Annotated in this window: 21 protein-coding genes; 8 read left to right on the top strand and 13 right to left on the bottom strand. The window is 62.2% G+C overall.

Annotated features, from left to right (window positions below; genetic code table 11):
* Positions 1-229: 229 nt before the first annotated feature.
* From ahcY to chvI, 6 genes are all read right to left on the bottom strand, one after another.
* Entirely contained in the window at positions 230-1,630 is a 1,401-nt protein-coding gene (gene ahcY / locus V7S54_RS12300) for an adenosylhomocysteinase (protein ID WP_065376396.1), read from the bottom strand.
* Positions 1,631-1,795: 165 nt separating this feature from the next.
* Positions 1,796-2,086: an HPr family phosphocarrier protein gene (locus tag V7S54_RS12295; RefSeq protein ID WP_057252054.1), complete on the bottom strand. Its 291-nt coding sequence runs from the start codon at positions 2,084-2,086 to the stop codon at positions 1,796-1,798.
* On the bottom strand, positions 2,086-2,487 hold the full coding sequence (locus tag V7S54_RS12290) for a PTS sugar transporter subunit IIA (RefSeq protein ID WP_065376342.1): 402 nt from the start codon (positions 2,485-2,487) through the stop codon (positions 2,086-2,088). Before V7S54_RS12290 ends, V7S54_RS12295 begins: the two co-directional genes overlap by 1 nt.
* A gap of 156 nt (positions 2,488-2,643) precedes the next feature.
* On the bottom strand, positions 2,644-3,099 hold the full coding sequence (locus V7S54_RS12285; RefSeq protein WP_065376341.1) for an HPr kinase/phosphorylase: 456 nt from the start codon (positions 3,097-3,099) through the stop codon (positions 2,644-2,646).
* The gene (locus tag V7S54_RS12280; protein ID WP_234793171.1) at positions 3,096-4,826 is read right to left on the bottom strand and encodes a sensor histidine kinase; all 1,731 of its coding nucleotides are present in this window, start codon (positions 4,824-4,826) and stop codon (positions 3,096-3,098) included. The genes V7S54_RS12285 and V7S54_RS12280 overlap by 4 nt, the downstream gene beginning before the upstream one ends.
* A gap of 265 nt (positions 4,827-5,091) precedes the next feature.
* Positions 5,092-5,817, bottom strand: coding sequence for a two-component system response regulator ChvI (gene chvI / locus V7S54_RS12275; RefSeq protein ID WP_057252058.1), 726 nt, complete (start codon positions 5,815-5,817; stop codon positions 5,092-5,094).
* Positions 5,818-6,141: 324 nt separating this feature from the next.
* On the opposite strand from chvI, the gene V7S54_RS12270 reads away from it, so the two are divergent.
* The 5 genes from V7S54_RS12270 to V7S54_RS12250 all read left to right on the top strand — a co-directional run bounded on the left by V7S54_RS12270 (position 6,142) and on the right by V7S54_RS12250 (position 9,917).
* Entirely contained in the window at positions 6,142-7,752 is a 1,611-nt protein-coding gene (locus tag V7S54_RS12270) for a phosphoenolpyruvate carboxykinase (protein ID WP_058321784.1), read from the top strand.
* 115 nt (positions 7,753-7,867) lie between these two features.
* The gene (gene arfB / locus V7S54_RS12265) at positions 7,868-8,302 is read left to right on the top strand and encodes an alternative ribosome rescue aminoacyl-tRNA hydrolase ArfB (protein ID WP_065376339.1); all 435 of its coding nucleotides are present in this window, start codon (positions 7,868-7,870) and stop codon (positions 8,300-8,302) included.
* Positions 8,303-8,380: 78 nt separating this feature from the next.
* Positions 8,381-8,854, top strand: a complete 474-nt coding sequence (lysM, locus tag V7S54_RS12260; RefSeq protein WP_065376338.1) for a peptidoglycan-binding protein LysM — start codon at positions 8,381-8,383, stop codon at positions 8,852-8,854.
* Positions 8,855-9,295 carry a hypothetical protein gene (locus tag V7S54_RS12255; protein WP_336408459.1) on the top strand — a complete coding sequence of 147 codons (441 nt, stop codon included), beginning with the start codon at positions 8,855-8,857 and terminating at the stop codon, positions 9,293-9,295. It abuts the gene before it with no gap.
* A gap of 10 nt (positions 9,296-9,305) precedes the next feature.
* Positions 9,306-9,917, top strand: coding sequence for an alpha-ketoglutarate-dependent dioxygenase AlkB (locus V7S54_RS12250; RefSeq protein WP_065376336.1), 612 nt, complete (start codon positions 9,306-9,308; stop codon positions 9,915-9,917).
* Positions 9,918-9,995: 78 nt separating this feature from the next.
* Here V7S54_RS12250 and coaA read toward each other — a convergent pair whose 3' ends face one another.
* From coaA to hisB, 7 genes are all read right to left on the bottom strand, one after another.
* The gene (coaA, locus tag V7S54_RS12245) at positions 9,996-10,988 is read right to left on the bottom strand and encodes a type I pantothenate kinase (RefSeq protein ID WP_065376335.1); all 993 of its coding nucleotides are present in this window, start codon (positions 10,986-10,988) and stop codon (positions 9,996-9,998) included.
* Positions 10,985-11,308 carry a phosphoribosyl-ATP diphosphatase gene (locus V7S54_RS12240; RefSeq protein ID WP_057252063.1) on the bottom strand — a complete coding sequence of 108 codons (324 nt, stop codon included), beginning with the start codon at positions 11,306-11,308 and terminating at the stop codon, positions 10,985-10,987. Before V7S54_RS12240 ends, coaA begins: the two co-directional genes overlap by 4 nt.
* A gap of 15 nt (positions 11,309-11,323) precedes the next feature.
* Positions 11,324-12,100 (bottom strand): imidazole glycerol phosphate synthase subunit HisF, encoded by a 777-nt coding sequence (gene hisF, locus V7S54_RS12235; protein WP_065376334.1) that lies wholly within the window; start codon positions 12,098-12,100, stop codon positions 11,324-11,326.
* A 2-nt stretch (positions 12,101-12,102) separates the two neighbouring features.
* Positions 12,103-12,840 (bottom strand): 1-(5-phosphoribosyl)-5-[(5-phosphoribosylamino)methylideneamino]imidazole-4-carboxamide isomerase, encoded by a 738-nt coding sequence (gene hisA, locus V7S54_RS12230; protein ID WP_065376333.1) that lies wholly within the window; start codon positions 12,838-12,840, stop codon positions 12,103-12,105.
* Between the two features lie 28 nt (positions 12,841-12,868).
* Entirely contained in the window at positions 12,869-13,519 is a 651-nt protein-coding gene (gene hisH, locus V7S54_RS12225; protein ID WP_065376332.1) for an imidazole glycerol phosphate synthase subunit HisH, read from the bottom strand.
* The gene (locus tag V7S54_RS12220) at positions 13,519-13,989 is read right to left on the bottom strand and encodes a DUF2628 domain-containing protein (RefSeq protein WP_065376331.1); all 471 of its coding nucleotides are present in this window, start codon (positions 13,987-13,989) and stop codon (positions 13,519-13,521) included. The genes hisH and V7S54_RS12220 overlap by 1 nt, the downstream gene beginning before the upstream one ends.
* Positions 13,990-14,125: 136 nt before the next feature.
* On the bottom strand, positions 14,126-14,734 hold the full coding sequence (gene hisB / locus V7S54_RS12215) for an imidazoleglycerol-phosphate dehydratase HisB (protein WP_065376330.1): 609 nt from the start codon (positions 14,732-14,734) through the stop codon (positions 14,126-14,128).
* A 296-nt stretch (positions 14,735-15,030) separates the two neighbouring features.
* On the opposite strand from hisB, the gene hslV reads away from it, so the two are divergent.
* The 3 genes from hslV to hslU are packed head-to-tail and all read left to right on the top strand — an operon-like array spanning position 15,031 to position 17,403.
* Positions 15,031-15,588 carry an ATP-dependent protease subunit HslV gene (hslV, locus tag V7S54_RS12210; protein ID WP_057252069.1) on the top strand — a complete coding sequence of 186 codons (558 nt, stop codon included), beginning with the start codon at positions 15,031-15,033 and terminating at the stop codon, positions 15,586-15,588.
* Positions 15,578-16,102 (top strand): GNAT family N-acetyltransferase, encoded by a 525-nt coding sequence (locus tag V7S54_RS12205; protein ID WP_058321588.1) that lies wholly within the window; start codon positions 15,578-15,580, stop codon positions 16,100-16,102. Before hslV ends, V7S54_RS12205 begins: the two co-directional genes overlap by 11 nt.
* Positions 16,099-17,403, top strand: a complete 1,305-nt coding sequence (hslU, locus tag V7S54_RS12200; protein ID WP_065376329.1) for an ATP-dependent protease ATPase subunit HslU — start codon at positions 16,099-16,101, stop codon at positions 17,401-17,403. Before V7S54_RS12205 ends, hslU begins: the two co-directional genes overlap by 4 nt.
* Positions 17,404-17,490: the final 87 nt, after the last annotated feature.

Below are 17,490 nucleotides of genomic sequence, written 5' to 3'. Positions count from 1 at the left end.
CAAGGGCCTGCGTCAGTTCCGATTGCATCCCCGGTCTGTCTCCGTCTGTTTGCCGCTTATCGACAAGACATCCCATCCGCGATGTCCAAGGTCCGCACCGACATCACGAATCAATGGGTTAGAGCATACTTCCTAGTCGAATCGTCGGGAAGGGAGAGGCCCAAAAAAGCGGCCGCGCTCTCTTGTCAAGAACGCGGCCACAAGATGTTGTGGATTGCCCGGGTAAGGATTAGTACCGGTAGTGCTCAGCCTTGAACGGGCCCTGCGGCTTAACGCCGATGTAGTCGGCCTGCTCTTCGGAAAGTTCGGAGAGCTTGGCGCCGAGCTTCTTCAGGTGCAGGCGAGCGACCTTCTCGTCGAGCGCCTTCGGCAGGACGTAGACCTCGTTCTTGTACTTCTCGCCCTTGGTGAAGAGCTCGATCTGCGCCAGCACCTGGTTGGAGAACGAGGCCGACATCACGAAGGACGGGTGGCCGGTGGCGTTGCCGAGGTTCAGCAGGCGGCCTTCCGAGAGCAGGATCATGCGGTTGCCCTTCGGGAACTCGATCATGTCGACCTGCGGCTTGATGTTCGTCCACTTCAGGTTACGCAGTGCGGAGACCTGAATCTCGTTGTCGAAGTGGCCGATGTTGCCGACGATCGCCATGTCCTTCATCTCGCGCATGTGGTCCATGCGGATGACGTCCTTGTTGCCGGTCGTCGTGATGAAGATGTCGGCCGACGAGACGACGTCTTCGAGTTGAACGACTTCGAAACCGTCCATGGCTGCCTGGAGCGCGCAGATCGGGTCGATTTCAGTGACCTTGACGCGGGCGCCGGCGCCGGAAAGCGAAGCTGCCGAGCCCTTGCCGACATCGCCGTAACCGCAGACGACGGCGACCTTGCCGGCCATCATCACGTCGGTGCCGCGGCGAATGCCGTCAACGAGCGATTCCTTGCAGCCGTACTTGTTGTCGAACTTCGACTTGGTGACCGAATCGTTGACGTTGATCGCCGGGAAGGGCAGCAGGCCCTTGGCCTGGAGCTGGTACAGGCGGTTGACGCCGGTGGTGGTTTCTTCGGTCACGCCCTTGATGGCGTCGCGCTGTTTGGTGAACCAGCCCGGCGAAGCCTGGAGGCGCTTCTTGATCTGCGCGACGAGGATCTCTTCTTCTTCGGAGCCCGGGTTGGAGAGCACGTCTTCACCGGCTTCGGCGCGGGCGCCGAGCAGGATGTACATGGTGGCGTCGCCACCGTCGTCGAGGATCATGTTCGAGACGCCGCCATCGGCCCACTGGAAGATCTTGTCCGTGTAGGTCCAGTATTCTTCGAGCGTTTCACCCTTGACGGCGAAGACCGGAACGCCGCTTGCCGCGATGGCAGCGGCGGCGTGATCCTGGGTCGAGAAGATGTTGCAGGACGCCCAGCGCACGTCGGCGCCGAGGGCAACCAGCGTCTCGATCAGGACGGCGGTCTGGATGGTCATGTGCAGCGAGCCGGTGATGCGCGCGCCCTTCAGCGGCTTTGCAGTGCCGAACTCTTCGCGGCAGGCCATCAGGCCCGGCATTTCCGTTTCGGCGATCGCAATTTCCTTGCGCCCGAAATCGGCGAGACCGATGTCGGCGACGATATAGTCCTGAGTGGTGGTCATGGAATTCTCCGGGCTGATCTCTTCAAGCCGCATGGCTTCAACCGAATTGCGGCGCGATTATGCCTCCCGCGCCTACCGACACGGTGAGAGTGCGACCGATCTATCAGGAATCAGGGGAGAGGGCAATATCGATATAAAGAAGTCTTTATATCTTTATATTGTCCGTCACATTTCTTCGCCGAACTTGTCGGCGACCAGCGCATCAAGCGCGTTCAGCGCCTCTTCGGCCTGCGCGCCGCTCGCGGTCACGCATACGCTGCAGCCGGTGCTGGCAGCCAGCATCATCAATCCCATAATGGACGTTCCGCCGACCGTCATGCCGTCCTTCGACACGGTAATCTCGGCTTCATAGGCCTCGACCGTCTGTACGAACTTCGCAGATGCCCGCGCGTGCAAGCCTCGCTTGTTGATGATCAGCAGTTCGCGCGTCAGCGACATGTCGGGGCGATGATCCATTACTTACCACTCAGGACGCGGCTGGCGACGTTGATGTATTTCCGTCCGGCTTCCGAGGCCTCGACCAGCGCCTTGTCCATGTCGCTCTCGCCGCGCACGCCGGCAAGCTTGATCAGCATCGGCAGGTTGACGCCGGCGATCACTTCGACCGAGCCGCTGCGCATGACCGAGATGGCAAGGTTGGAGGGCGTTCCGCCGAACATGTCGGTCAGGATGATGACGCCGTGGCCCTCGTCGACCTTGATGACCGCGTCGAGGATATCCTGCCGACGCTGGTCCATGTCGTCCTCGGGACCGATGCAGACGGTCTCTATAGCTTTTTGCGGACCGACGACATGCTCGAGTGCAAGTCGAAATTCCTCAGCCAGCTTGCCATGGGTGACAAGCACAAGTCCGATCATGGGTATCTTCGCTCCAACTGCACGCGCAATTCACTGATGGCCAGATATCGCAATGCAGCAATTTCGTCCACCTGTTGGGGCGGCCATCTTGGCAAGGAAAAGGGGAAGTGCAAGCCAAAAATGCTGAAAAACCAGCCTCGCTGACGGTAAATCGGGCTAGGATCCTATTTTTTCGGCGATGAGCGCATGCAAAATATTGAGAACATACGCCCCCTCTTCAACGGGAACGCGAACAATCGGGAGTACTCGCCCGAGTGGTAGGGGCAACGTCTCGTCTTCCAGCGGTAACCGCGGGTCGAAAGGCGCACTCACGGGCAGCATGGCCCAGTCCATCACCGCGGCAGGCACGGTTTCGATCTTGCCGATTCCGGCGCCGCGTATTTCAATCAGGCCGTGAATGGAGGGCGGACAGCGGGCGACGATCCTGTCGTGTTCCAGGCTCAGATCCACCCGATCGTCGGCGACGAGTGCCGCGAAGTGCCCGGCCTGTCGTGCGGCCGTGATGCATGCAAGCGCCAGCCTGGATTTGCCGATGCCGGAAGGGCCCGTGATCAGGAAGCCGCGCGTCCCGAGCACGATGGCAGTGCCGTGGACATTGGCGCCCGTCGTCACGCGTGCGGCTCGGCGGGTAGCGACAGGATGAAGCGCGCGCCGCTGACGTGGCCGTCCTGCGCGACGATGTTTTCCGCCTTCAGCGTGCCGCCATGGGCTTCGGCGATCTGCCTGGAAATCGACAGGCCGAGGCCGGAGTTCTGGCCGAAATCCTCTCCTTCCGGCCGATCGGTGTAGAAGCGTTCGAAAATGCGGTCGATGTCTTCCGCCTGGATGCCGGGGCCGTTGTCCTCGACATAGACGAGGCAGCGCGATCGCGACCGTGTGAGGCGCACGACGATCCGCCCGCTGTCTTCGGGAACGAAGGACCGGGCGTTCTCGATCAGGTTGGTGATAATCTGGCCGATGCGCAGGTCGTGGCCGTTGACGGCGAAGCGGGCCTTGGGACTGTCCTTGCGGTCGATGACGAAGTCGAGCAGCACCGCCTTCTTCTTGCTGCGGATCTGGCGCGAAATATCGACGAGGTCGCCCAGAAGCCTTTCGAGGTCGATGATCTTGGCATCGCTGCGGGCAAGCTCGGCGTCGAGGCGCGAGGCGTCCGAAATATCGCTGATCAGACGGTCGAGGCGGCGGACGTCATGCTGGATGACGTCCATCAAGCGCTTCTTCGATTCGTCGGTCCGCGCAAGCGGCAGGGTCTCGACGGCGCTGCGCAGCGAGGTGAGGGGGTTTTTCAGCTCGTGACTGACGTCGGCCGCGAAATTCTCGATCGCCGCGATCCGATCGTAGAGCGCGGTCGTCATTTCCCGGAGCGCGACGGACAGGTTGCCGATCTCGTCCTGGCGAGAGGAGAAATCCGGGATCTCCTCGCGCTCCTTGGCACCGCCGCGCCGCACGCGGACTGCCGCCGCTGCGAGCCTTCGAAGCGGATTGGCGATCGTCGAGGAGAGAAGCAGCGACAGGATGATGTTGACGAGGGCAGCCACGCCGAAGACGCGGATGATGGCAAGGCGCTCCGCCTGGACGATCTTGTCGATGTCGCCGGCTTGCGTCGAAAGCAAGAGAACGCCGAGCACGGCGCGGAACCGCTGCACCGGGACGGCCACCGAAACGATGAGCTCGCCCTTCTCGGTGACGCGCTCGACATAGCCGCGCACGCCGGTCAGCGCGTTGGTGACCTCAGGATAGATCGAGCCGTTGCCACCGGGCGGTTCCTTGTAGAGTGGTAGATTGCCGGGCTGCAGCAGCTTGTTCAGCCAGCTGTTGAGCTTTCCGCCGATGCCCGTCGATTCCGGCTCGATCGGCGGCAGGTCGAAGCGCAGCACCTGGCCGCCGCTATAAAGGTGTCGGGAATCGAGCAGCAGGTCGGCATCGGCATCGAAGAGGCGGGCGCGGGTGCGCGTCGGCGAAATCAGCCGCCTGAGAACCGGCGCAACACGTTCCTGGATGATCGGGAAATCGAGATCCTCGTCGCTGGGCAGCGGCGTAATGCTCTGGCCGGCCTGCAGTTCGAGCAGCTTTTCGGGATCGATGGTGATCGAGTTGGTATCGACCGAGGCGGAAGCTGAGATGGCGCCGGCGATGATTTCGCCCTGGGTCAGCAGGCTTTCGACGCGGGCGTCGATCAGTCCCTCGCGGAACTGGTTGAGATACATGATGCCGCCGACGAGGACGACGAGTGCCACCAGGTTGAAGAAGACGATGCGGCGGGTGAGGCTCGAGAAGACGGCATTGCCGAACAGGCGGCGAATCAGCGTGAAGGGATGTGCCCAGCGGCGCTGGCCCATATGTGCCTGCGCACGTCCGTCACTGTCTTCGATGTCGCCCTGCAAGACTTCTACCAAATGTCCCGCTCCCGCGCGGACTTTCGTCACGTTCTCTCGATTGCAACGGTGACACGGCCCGAGTGCCGGGCGCGGCGCCGTCGTTCACTTTGTGTGGTTCCGGCCCAGAGGTCCGATGGCGCGGCGGGGTTAAAAGGCAGCCTTGGCCGTGCTCCCGTCGCGCCGTTTCTGAATGCGCCACAATCGGCGCGATGGCAAGTCCCGCGGCTCAGGCTGTCTCGCGGAAACGATAGCCGACACCGTAAAGCGTCTCGATCATGTCGAAGTCGTTGTCGACCATCTTGAACTTCTTGCGCAGCCGCTTAATGTGGCTGTCGATGGTGCGGTCGTCGACATAGACCTGCTCGTCATAGGCGGCGTCCATCAGCGCGTCGCGGCTCTTCACCACGCCCGGGCGCTGGGCAAGCGAATGGAGGATGAGGAATTCCGTCACCGTCAGCGTGACCGGCTCGCTCTTCCAAGTGCAGGTATGGCGCTCCTGGTCCATCACCAGCTGCCCACGCTCAAGCGAGCGCGACGGCGTGTCGGAGGCCTTGGCGGGATTCGTCGGGTTGGCGGCGGCCGCTTCGCGGTTTGCGGCGCGACGCAGGATCGCCTTGACGCGTTCGACCAGCAGGCGCTGCGAGAAGGGCTTGGTGATGAAGTCGTCGGCACCCATCTTCAGGCCGAAGAGTTCGTCGATCTCTTCATCCTTGGAGGTGAGGAAGATCACCGGCAGGTCGGACTTCTGTCGCAGGCGGCGCAGCAGTTCCATGCCGTCCATGCGCGGCATCTTGATGTCGAAGATCGCAAGCTGCGGCGGCCGGGCGAGCAGGCCCTCAAGTGCGGAAGCACCGTCGGTGTAGGTCTCGACCTTGTAGCCCTCCGCCTCCAGGGCGATGGATACGGACGTCAGAATATTCCGGTCATCATCGACAAGCGCGATGGTCTGCATCGTGTTCAACTCCGTCTTTTGAGGTGCCGGTCTCGTCCCCGAAAACTCCGGCATTCGCGAGTCACGGGTGCGTTAGTGAGTATAAAGGTGGAACAAATTGTGGCGAAGCCCAAAAAGCACCTGTCGTGACGATAGGATAGGTCCTGTCAGATCGGTGTCCGGCAGGCCGAATTCAACCGATTAAAAAAACTATAATTTTCTTTAAATCGATTAATATACTGAAATCATTATTCTTTTTTTGACGCCGCCTTGTTTTTGAGCGAGCATGCAAGTATGGTCCGGCGAAATTCAACGCCAATGGCCAAACACGAAGGAAGCTTGACCATGGAGCAACTCGGCACTCGCAATCTCGCGAACGGCTTGGAAAAACTCGGCTTTACCGACCTGGAAACGGTCCGGTACAACCTCGAAGCCGCGGAGCTTTATGAGGAAGCTCTTCGCCGCGGCGAGGCTGAACTGACGGCACACGGCGCCCTCGTCGCCCGTACCGGTCAGCACACCGGTCGTTCGCCGAAGGACAAGTTCGTGGTTCGCGATGCGAACACCGACGACCAGATTTGGTGGGACAACAACAAGCCGATGTCTCCGGAGCATTTCGCCCTGCTGCGAAAGGACATGCTCGATCACGCCAAGGGCATGTCGCTTTATGTGCAGGATCTAGTTGGCGGCGCCGATGCCGACAACGCTCTTCCGACCCGCGTTGTCACCGAATATGCCTGGCACTCGCTGTTCATCCGCAATCTCCTGATCCGTCCGGCCCGCGAGGCACTCGGCTCCTTCCTGCCGAAGCTGACGATCATCGATCTGCCGAGCTTCAAGGCTGATCCGGAGCGCTACGGCTGCCGCACGGAGACGGTGATTGCCTGCGACTTCACCAACGGTCTGATCCTCATCGGCGGCACGTCCTATGCCGGCGAAATGAAGAAGTCGGTCTTCACGGTTCTCAACTACCTGCTACCCAAGAAGGGCGTCATGCCGATGCATTGCTCGGCCAATGTCGGCCCGGCAGGTGACACGGCGATCTTCTTCGGTCTCTCCGGCACCGGCAAGACGACGCTTTCGGCCGACCCGACCCGCACGCTGATCGGCGACGACGAGCACGGCTGGGGCGAGCACGGCGTCTTCAACTTCGAAGGCGGCTGCTATGCCAAGGCGATCCGCCTGTCGGAAGCTGCCGAGCCGGAAATCTACGCGACGACCCGCCGCTTCGGCACGGTCATGGAAAACGTCGTTCTCGATGAGCGCCGCGTTCCGGATTTCGACGATGGTTCGCTGACGGAAAACACCCGCTGCGCCTATCCGCTCGACTTCATCCCGAACGCCAGCGCCACCGGCACCGCGCCGCAGCCGCGCACGATCATCATGCTGACGGCCGATGCCTTCGGCGTGATGCCGCCGATCGCCAAGCTGACGCCGGAACAGGCGATGTACCACTTCCTCTCCGGCTACACCGCCAAGGTTGCCGGCACGGAAAAGGGCGTCACCGAGCCGGAAGCCACCTTCTCGACCTGCTTCGGCGCACCGTTCATGCCGCGTCATCCGTCGGAATACGGCAACCTGCTGAAGGACCTGATCGCCAAGAACGGCGTCACCTGCTGGCTGGTCAACACCGGCTGGACCGGCGGCGCCTACGGCACCGGCAGCCGCATGCCGATCAAGGTGACCCGCGCTCTGCTCGCCGCAGCACTCGACGGCTCGCTGAACGCCGCTGAACTGCGCACCGACGCCAACTTCGGCTTTGCCGTTCCGGTCTCGGTCCCCGGCGTCGACGACGGCATCCTCGATCCGCGCTCGACCTGGGCCGATGGTGCGGCCTATGACGCGCAGGCGCGCCGCCTCGTCGATATGTTCATCGCCAACTTCGCCAAGTTCGAAGAACACGTCGACGGCAGTGTCCGCGATGCGGCTCCCGGCACCAAGCTCGCCGCCGAATAAACATCGTCAGCTATGATTCACGTGAAACCCGGCCTCCCACGGCCGGGTTTTTCGTTTTCATGGCGAATGTTTTCAAGAGGTTCGCTCTGTGCAATAGATCGGGGCGAGGTGAACCATGGCTAGCGATCCGCTCTACATAAACGACAACATAATGATTGCCGGCTGGGAGCTGACGGAGCAATTCGTGCTGGCCGGCGGGCCGGGTGGGCAAAACGTCAACAAGGTGTCGACCGCCGTCCAGCTGTTCTTCAACGTGCTGGCCTCTCCGGCTCTCTCCGATCGCATAAAGACCAATGCCCTGAAGATTGCTGGGCGCCGCGCCTCGAAAGAGGGCGTACTGATGATCGAAGCCAGCCGCTTTCGCAGCCAGGAGCGCAATCGCGAAGACGCGCGCGAGCGACTGAAGGAACTGATTCTCAAGGCCGCGGAGCCGCCGCCACCGCCACGCAAGAAGACGAAACCGACCCGCGGCTCCGTCGAGCGCCGTCTCAAGGAGAAGTCCGGGCGCGGCGAGATCAAGAAGCTTCGGGGCCGCCCGGCCGGCGACTGATTTCTTTTTTGCCGCTCCTTGCCTTTGGCAGGCGGCGCCCTCTCTTATCGAGCAGTGTTTTCGCAAAAGGAGATATTCATGGGTCTTTTCAGCTTTATCAAGAACGCCGGCAAGAAGCTCGGCATCGGCGGTGACGATGACGCCCCGGATGCCGAAAGCGTTCAGAAGGAACTTGCATCCCACGATCTCGGCACAAAGGACGTGCAGGTCGAAGTGGCCGGTGACAAGGTCGTGCTGAAGGGTGTCGTGAAGGACCAGAGCGTCTTCGAAAAGGCCGTGGTCGCCGTCGGCAACACGCTAGGCGTCTCGGCGGTTGAGGCCTCCGAGCTTAGGGTTGCCGATGCTGGCGCCGTACCGGCACCCGCCAAGGAGCCGGTCTTCTACACGGTCAAAAAGGGCGACAACCTTTGGAAGATCGCCGAAGCGCAGTACGGCAAGGGCAAGGGCGCCAAGCACACCGTCATCTTCGAAGCCAACAAGCCGATGCTGACGCATCCGGACAAGATCTACCCCGGCCAGGTTCTGCGCATTCCGGATCTGGACGCCGCCTGAGTGTGTCCATTCACGCGTCTTCTTGCGATCGCGGCGCTGGCGAGCCTTTGGCTTGCCGGCGCTTGTCTGGCGCAGCCATTCCGTGAACCCGTCAAGGGCAATGCAGAGCGCGCCGCCATCCTCGATGCGATTCGTCCGGCGGTGGAGGCTGAGATGCGCGATCCTGTCGAATTCGTCGTGACGACCATGCGTGCGGCGCCCAACTGGGCATTCATGCAGGTCGAGCCGCAGCGTCCGGGTGGCGGGACGATCGACCCGGGGCAAACCGGTTTGCGCGACGAGGCCGACATGATGGATGGTCTGACGGTGTTCGCGCTTGTCAGCTTCCAGAGCGGCCGCTGGAACCTGGTCGATCATGTCGTCGGGCCGACGGATGTCGCCTACGCCGGCTGGCCGCTTCGCTATGGCGTGCCGCCGGCACTTCTCGGCCTGGAGCAATAGGGGCTTTCCAATGCAGGTGCTCCCGAAAGGGATCAGACATATTCCGGGCTATCTTGATCGCGCCCGACAGGAGCAACTCGTCGAGGCCATTCGTCTTGTCGTCGCCGAAGCGCCGCTCTTTGTGCCGGAAATGCCGAAGACCGGCAAACCGATGTCGGTTCGAATGACCAATTGCGGCTCGCTCGGCTGGGTCACGGATCGCGATCGCGGCTATCGTTACCAGGCTCAGCATCCGGTGACCGGCCGGCCTTGGCCGCCGATTCCGGACATAGTGCTCGAGATCTGGCAAGCAGTTTCCGCCAGCCAAAAGACGCCGGAAGCCTGCCTTGTGAACTTCTATTCCGAGGAGGCCCGCATGGGTCTGCACCAGGATCGCGACGAGCGTGACCTGGAAACGGCTGTCGTCTCGATCTCGCTCGGCGACAGCTGCCTTTTCCGCGTCGGCAGCAATCAGCGCGGGGGGCAGACCATGTCCTTCCGGCTCGAAAGCGGCGATGTCGTCGTGCTCGGCGGGGAAGGGCGGCTCGCCTTCCATGGCGTCGACCGCATCTACCCGAATACGTCTACGCTGCTGAAGAATGGCGGTCGGGTCAACCTGACGCTGCGCCGCGTCAATCCCTGATTCAACTATTTGAAAGGGCGCAATTCCGGACGGAAAACCGTTTCACACTTTTCCTGAAATTGCGCTGGGCCCGAAAGCTCAGAGTTTTCTGAGTGCCACCTTTTCCGTCAGGTGATTCGGGCCCTTTTGCAGGATCAGGTCGGCGCGCGGGCGCGTCGGCAGGATGTTCTGGTGCAGGTTCTTCAGGTTGATGTTGTGCCACAGGCCCTCGGCAATGGCGCGGGCCGCATCCTCGCTGATCGTGGCATAACGATGGAAGTAGGATTCCGGGTTCTTGAAGGCGGTTTCGCGCAGCCGCATGAAGCGGTTGACGTACCAGCTATGGATCAGGCTTTCCTCGGCATCAATGTAGATCGAGAAGTCGAAGAAATCCGAAACCATCGGCACGATCTTGCCGTCGGCCGGCAGGTTGCGCGACTGCAGCACGTTGATGCCTTCGAAGATCAGGATATCCGGGCGGTCGATGACGGTGAACTGGTCCGGCAGCACGTCATAGGTCAGGTGCGAGTAGCTCGGCGCCTTGACGTTCGGTTGGCCCGCCTTGATCGCTGACAGAAAGCGCAGCAGCGCGCCCACGTCGTAGCTTTCCGGAAAGCCCTTGCGATCCATCATGTTGTCGCGCTGGAGCACGGCGTTCGGGTAGAGAAAGCCGTCGGTCGTCACCAGATCGACCTTCGGGCTCGATGGCCAGCGCGACAGGAGTTGTGCAAGGATACGGGCCGTGGTCGATTTGCCGACGGCGACCGATCCGGCAATGCCGATGACGAAGGGCGTCTTCGTTTCGGACATGCTGAGGAAGCGCTTGCGCTGCTCGAAGAGCATCTGCGACGATTCCACGTGGGTCGACAAAAGGCGCGACAGCGACAGGTAGATCTGCCGGACTTCGCGGAGATCGACAGGGTCGTTCAGCGAGCGCAGTCGCTGAACTTCGTCGGCCGTCAGCGTCATCGGCGTATCGGCGCGAAAGCGCGACCATTCCTCGGCGGTGAAGAAATGATAGGGCGAATAGTCCCGCTGCTGCAGATTGTCCGGCAGGTCGGCCGCTTCGATGTCTTTCGCCGCTATCGTCATGGGGTCTGCCGATTTGCCTTTTCCTGCAGGCCAGATTGGTTGGTTCGCCGCGCGAGCTCGTTCAGCACATCCTGCAACGGAACGTCGGCGATCTTCAATACGACCATCAGATGATAGATGAGATCGGCGCTTTCGGCGACGAGATTCGCGCGGTCGTTGCTGACGGCCGCGATCACCGTCTCGACCGCCTCTTCCCCGAGTTTCTTGGCCGCCTTCGGCTGGCCGCTCGCGACCAGCTTTGCCGTCCAGGATTCGTCCGGCGCCGCCTTCGCGCGCGTCGCGACGATGGCCTCGAGATCGGAAAGTGTGAAGTCAGCCATGGAAGATCCTGAAGCTCAGTCGAGGCGCATGGCGATGCCATGCTCCGCCATATAGCGCTTGGTTTCGCCAATGCTATAGGTGCCGAAGTGGAAGATGGAGGCGGCGAGCACCGCGGTCGCATGACCGTCGCGGATACCGGCAACCATGTGGTCGAGGTTTCCGACGCCACCCGAAGCAATAACCGGGGCACGCACCGCATCGGCGACCGCGCGGGTGAGCGCGATGTCGTAGCCGCTCTTCGTGCCGTCGCGGTCCATCGAGGTCAAAAGGATCTCGCCGGCGCCGAGATCGACGACGCGGCGGGCAAACTCGATCGCGTCGATGCCGGTCGGCTGGCGTCCGCCATGGGTGAAGATCTCCCAGCGGTCCGCTTCGCCGTCCTTCGACACCTTCTTGGCATCGATAGCAACGACGATGCACTGGTTGCCGAATTTGTCGGCGGCTTCCGCAACGAATTCAGGGTTCTTCACGGCAGCGGTATTGATCGACACCTTGTCGGCGCCGGCAAGCAGCAGCTTGCGGATATCCGAAACCTGGCGCACGCCACCGCCGACCGTCAGCGGCATGAAGCACTGTTCGGCGGTGCGGGCGATGACGTCGAAGATCGTCTCGCGATTGTCGGAGGACGCGGTGATGTCGAGGAAGCAGAGCTCGTCGGCGCCGGCAGCATCATAGGCGCGCGCCGCCTCCACCGGATCGCCGGCGTCGATCAGGTCGACGAAGTTGACACCCTTGACCACACGGCCGTCCTTGACGTCGAGGCAGGGGATAACGCGGGCTTTGAGGGTCATGGTCAGGCCTTTCTCGCGGCGCGGATCAGGTCCAGCGCCTCCTGCGGGTCGATTCGGCCGTCATAGAGCGCGCGGCCGGAGATGGCGCCTTCGAGTTTGCGTGCATCCGGCGCGACCATGCGGCGAATGTCGTCCATTGAGGCGAGACCGCCCGAGGCGATGACCGGAATGGAAACCGCATCCGCCAGCTCCAGCGTCGAGGTCCAGTTGATGCCGGTCAGGATGCCGTCGCGGTCGATGTCGGTATAGATGATCGCCGAAACGCCGGCGCCCTCGAACTTCTTGGCAAGCTCGATCACGCCGAGCTCGGAGGCCTCGGCCCAGCCCTCGACGGCAACCTTGCCGCCCTTGGCATCAATGCCGACGGCGACCTTGCCCGGGAACTTGGCGCAGGCCTCGATGACGAGTGCCGGATCGCGCACGGCGACGGTGCCGAGGATGACGCGGGCAAGGCCGCGCGACAGCCAGTTTTCGATATGGTCAAGCGTGCGGATGCCGCCGCCGAGCTGCACCGGATTGCTGGTCGCCTTGAGGATGGTGTCGACGGCGGCACCGTTGACCGTCTCGCCGGCAAAGGCGCCGTTGAGGTCCACCACGTGCAGCCATTCGAAGCCCTGTTCCTCAAAGGCGCGGGCCTGGGCTGCCGGGTCGGGGTTGTAAACCGTCGCCTGGTCCATGTCGCCGAGCTTCAGGCGTACGCATTGCCCGTCTTTCAGGTCGATCGCGGGAAAAAGGATCATGGGTCTGTCCAATCAGTCATGCGAAAGCTCAGGGCTTCCAGCGCAGGAAATTCGAGATGAGGGCGAGGCCGAGGGCCTGGCTCTTTTCCGGGTGGAACTGCGAGCCGGCCTTGTTGCCGTTGGCGACGAAGGCGGTGACCGGACCGCCGTAATCAGCCTCGGCGACAACGTCGCCTGCGTTCTCGGCCGCCAGGTGGTACGAATGCACGAAATAGGCATGCAGGCCACTGTCGCCAACCCGGATGCCGTCAAACAGCGGATGTTCGCGCTTGAGCGTGAGCGTGTTCCAGCCGATCTGCGGGATCTTCAGTGCGGTATCAGTGGGCGTCATCTCGACGACATCGCCGGGGATCCAGCCGAAGCCGTGGGTGATGGTCTTTTCGAGTCCGCGCGACGACATCAGCTGCATGCCGACGCAGATGCCAAGAAAGGGGCGTCCGGCCTGTTCCACCGCTTCGGTCAGCGCCTGCTCCATACCGTCGACGGCGGCAAGGCCACGGCGGCAGTCGGCATAGGCACCTACACCCGGAAGCACGATGCGGTCGGCGCTCGCCACCCGCTCCGGCTTGTCGGTGAGGTCGATCTCGGCTGAAATGCCGGCTTCGCGAGCGGCCCGTTCGAAGGCCTTGGTGGCTGAGCGCAGGTTGCCCGAGCCGTAGTCGATGATGGCGACGCGCATCAGCGTTCTCCGTAGGAATCAAAAAGGCCGAGGCCGGGTCCGCCGTTTGAGGGCTTGCGCGCGGTCCAATCGGCCGGGGAAGGGGTGGCGGGCTTTATCTCGCCCGAGGCCACGCTCGTAAAATAGATCTCTTCGGCCGTCTCCAGATTCGGTGCCGGCACGATGGAACGAAGCGTCCAGTCACGAGCCGTCAGGCTGCGTGCCACCAGAACCGGCCCTTCCAGGGCGACGAGCAGCCGCAGCGCGAGCTGCACCAGCACCGACGCCAGGAAACCGCCTGCGAGACTCGACAGGGAGATTAACGAAATCTGCAGAACAGCAACTGCGATTCCGATTGCCCATTGCCGCTTGAAGAGAAGCCAGAGCGCCGGGAAGAGAAAGGCGCCCCAGGAGAAGCCGTCAGCAACGAAGCGTGTCCGCTCGTCGTCAGCGCGCGCACCCGGCGGGGTGAGGATCAGGTAAGAAGCCATGGGTTCAGCCAGTGACTAGATCACGATGATTTTGGGTCGACTCGACCCAAAATCATAAACGTGATCGATTCTAATAGGTTAGAGCGGGATGCGGGCGGAAAACCGTATACACTTTTCCTCATCCCGCTCTAGCCGCTCAGGCAAGGGTCCCCTTGGTCGAGGGAACGCGGCCGGCCTGGCGCGGGTCGATTTCGGTTGCGGTGCGGAGCACGCGGGCGACGGACTTGAAGCAGGTCTCGGCGATATGATGGTTGTTGGCGCCGTAGATGTTCTGGATATGCAGCGTGATCCCGGCGTGCTGGGCGAGCGCCTGGAAGAATTCGCGCACGAGTTCCGTGTCGAAGGTACCGATCTTCGGTGCGCTGAAGGCAACGTTCCAGACGAGGAAAGGCCGGCCGGAAACGTCGACCGCTGCGCGCGTCATCGTCTCGTCCATGGCAAGGTCGAGCGAGGCGTAACGGGTGATGCCGCGCCGGTCGCCGAGCGCCTTGGCGATGGCCTGGCCGATGGCAATCCCGGTATCCTCGACCGTATGGTGGTCGTCGACATGCAGGTCGCCGTCGGTCTTGATCTCCATGTCGATGAGCGAATGGCGGGCGAGCTGGTCCAGCATATGGTCGAAGAAGCCGACGCCGGTCGAAATCTTCGAAACGCCGGTGCCGTCGATGTTGACCGATACGGCCACCGCGGTCTCGTTGGTTTTACGCGAAACCTGTGCGGTGCGGCTGGACGTGGCTTCTGCCATCGGGCTCTCCTGTATGCGCCAGTGCGGGGGGAGGAAAGTCTGTGCGGTTTCCTCATCTCGCGCTCGCTTGCGATCTCGGCCGCTCCTTATCAGGCAAATGCTGAAATATCCAGAACTTGAGCGTCGATTCGAATCATCCGACACCGGGCCCTGAACGAAGATTGCGCCCTCGGACGGTTGCCATTTGCAAATGTGTCTGCCGTACTTACATAGGCCTCAAGCAACCAGGCTCGTGTCACGAGCCGCAAAGCCCCCAAGTAAACGCCCCCAAGCATCAGGGGCCGACAGGTATCTTCATGAGTGAACACAATCCCTACGGAACGATGCATGCGACGACCATCATCACGGTACGCAAGGATGGCAAGGTAGTGATGGCCGGTGACGGCCAGGTGAGCCTCGGCCAGACCGTGATGAAGAGCAATGCGCGCAAGGTACGCCGCCTCGCGAAGGGCGACGTGATTGCCGGTTTTGCCGGCGCGACCGCCGACGCCTTCACGCTGCTCGAAAGGCTCGAGGCCAAGCTCGAACAGTACCCCGACCAGCTGATGCGCGCAGCAGTCGAACTTGCCAAGGACTGGCGCACCAACAAGTATCTGCGCAATCTCGAAGCGATGATGCTGGTTGCCGACAAGTCGATCACACTTGCGATCACCGGCAATGGCGACGTTCTTGAGCCCGAGCATGGCACGATCGCCATCGGGTCGGGCGGCAACTACGCCTTTGCCGCAGCGCGCGCCCTGATGGACAGCGACAAGTCGGCCGAGGATATCGCCCGGCGGGCGCTGCAGATCGCCGGTGACATCTGCGTCTATACCAACCACAATATCGTGGTGGAGACGTTGGATGCCGAATGAGCCCAAGCATGTCAGCTTCGCGCCGGTGGTCGATGACCATCTGCCGCTGCTGCATGCCTGGCTGAGTGAACCGCATGTGCGGCAATGGTGGGGCGATCCGGACAAGGAAGTGGAACTGATCCGCGAAGGCTGCGCGACCGGAGAGGTGGAGGGCTTCATCTTCCACGTGGCCGGCGAGCCGGCTGGCTACATCCAGTCCTGGATGCCTTTTCAGTACCCGGACGAGGAGCCCTGGGCGAAGGATCTGCCGGCCGATGTGCCCGGCATCGATATCTTCGTCGGCCCCGCGGAATTGACGGGCAGGGGTGTCGCCTCGCTGGCGCTCCGAGCTTTTGCAGAACGGCTCTTTGCCGCCGGCGCGTCCCGTATCGTGATCGACCCCGATGCGGGCAACCGCCGGGCGGTCAGCGCCTACACCAAGGCCGGCTTCGTGCCCTACGCAGAATGGATAGATGTATCCGGTCGCACGCTCCTGATGGAACTGACGCGGACCGAATTTGAGAGGACTACATGAGTACGTTTTCACCCAGAGAGATCGTGTCGGAACTCGACCGTTTCATCATCGGCCAGAACGACGCTAAACGCGCCGTCGCCATTGCGCTACGCAACCGTTGGCGCCGCCAGCAGCTCGGCGACGAGCTGCGCGATGAGGTCATGCCGAAGAACATCCTGATGATCGGCCCGACCGGTGTCGGCAAGACCGAGATTTCCAGGCGTCTGGCCAAGCTCGCCGGCGCGCCCTTCGTCAAGGTTGAGGCGACCAAGTTCACCGAGGTCGGCTATGTCGGCCGCGACGTCGAACAGATCATCCGTGACCTCGTCGAGGTCGGGATCGGCCTCGTGCGCGAAAAACGCCGCGTCGAAGTCAAGGCAAAGGCGCACCAGAATGCCGAGGAACGCGTGCTCGATGCACTGGTCGGCGCCACGGCCTCGCCGGCGACGCGCGATTCGTTCCGTAAGAAGCTGCGCGCCAACGAACTCGACGACAAGGAGATTGAGGTCGACCTCGCCGAGACCGGTGCGCCGGGTGGTTTCGAAATTCCGGGCATGCCGGGCGCCAATATCGGTGTGCTGAACCTCTCGGAAATGTTCGGCAAGGCGATGGGTGCCCGCACCAAGAAGGTCAAGACGACGGTCAAGGCCTCCTATGAGCTGCTCATCAACGACGAGTCGGACAAACTGCTCGACAACGAGCAGATCCAGCGCGAGGCAATGCGCGCGGCCGAGGACGACGGCATCGTCTTTCTCGACGAGATCGACAAGATCGCCTCGCGTGAGGGTGGCATGGGCGCCGGCGTGTCGCGCGAAGGCGTGCAGCGCGACCTGTTGCCGCTCGTCGAAGGCACGACGGTTGCGACGAAGTATGGACCGGTCAAGACCGACCACATCCTCTTCATTGCGTCCGGTGCGTTCCACGTGTCCAAGCCGTCAGACCTCTTGCCGGAATTGCAGGGTCGTCTGCCGATCCGCGTCGAGCTTCGCGCGCTGACCAAGGAAGACTTCCGCCGCATCCTGACGGAAACCGAAGCGAGCCTCATCCGCCAGTACAAGGCGCTCTTGGACACGGAAGAGGTGAAGCTCGATTTCACCGATGATGCGATCGATGCGCTCGCCGATGTCGCGGTGCAGCTGAATTCCAGTGTCGAGAACATCGGCGCCCGCCGCCTGCAGACGGTCATGGAGCGCGTACTGGACGAGATCTCGTTCAATGCGCCCGACCGCGCCGGCCAGGCGGTGACGATCGATGCCGAATATGTGCGCAAGCACGTCGGCGATCTCGCTGCCAACACCGATCTGTCGCGCTACATCCTGTGACATTTCGGTCGTCGAGGCGTGCAAACGCCCGCAACCCAGAATAGACCGGGCGCCTGTCTCTCGACAGGCGCCCGCATTTTTTCTAAC

The organism is Ensifer sp. CCNWLY38 (assembly GCF_037120565.1).
In the GTDB taxonomy this organism is placed as follows: domain Bacteria; phylum Pseudomonadota; class Alphaproteobacteria; order Rhizobiales; family Rhizobiaceae; genus Ensifer; species Ensifer adhaerens_H.
The sequence above is the reverse complement of the archived record's forward strand: the minus strand, read 5'-3'. Positions and strand labels throughout refer to the sequence as shown.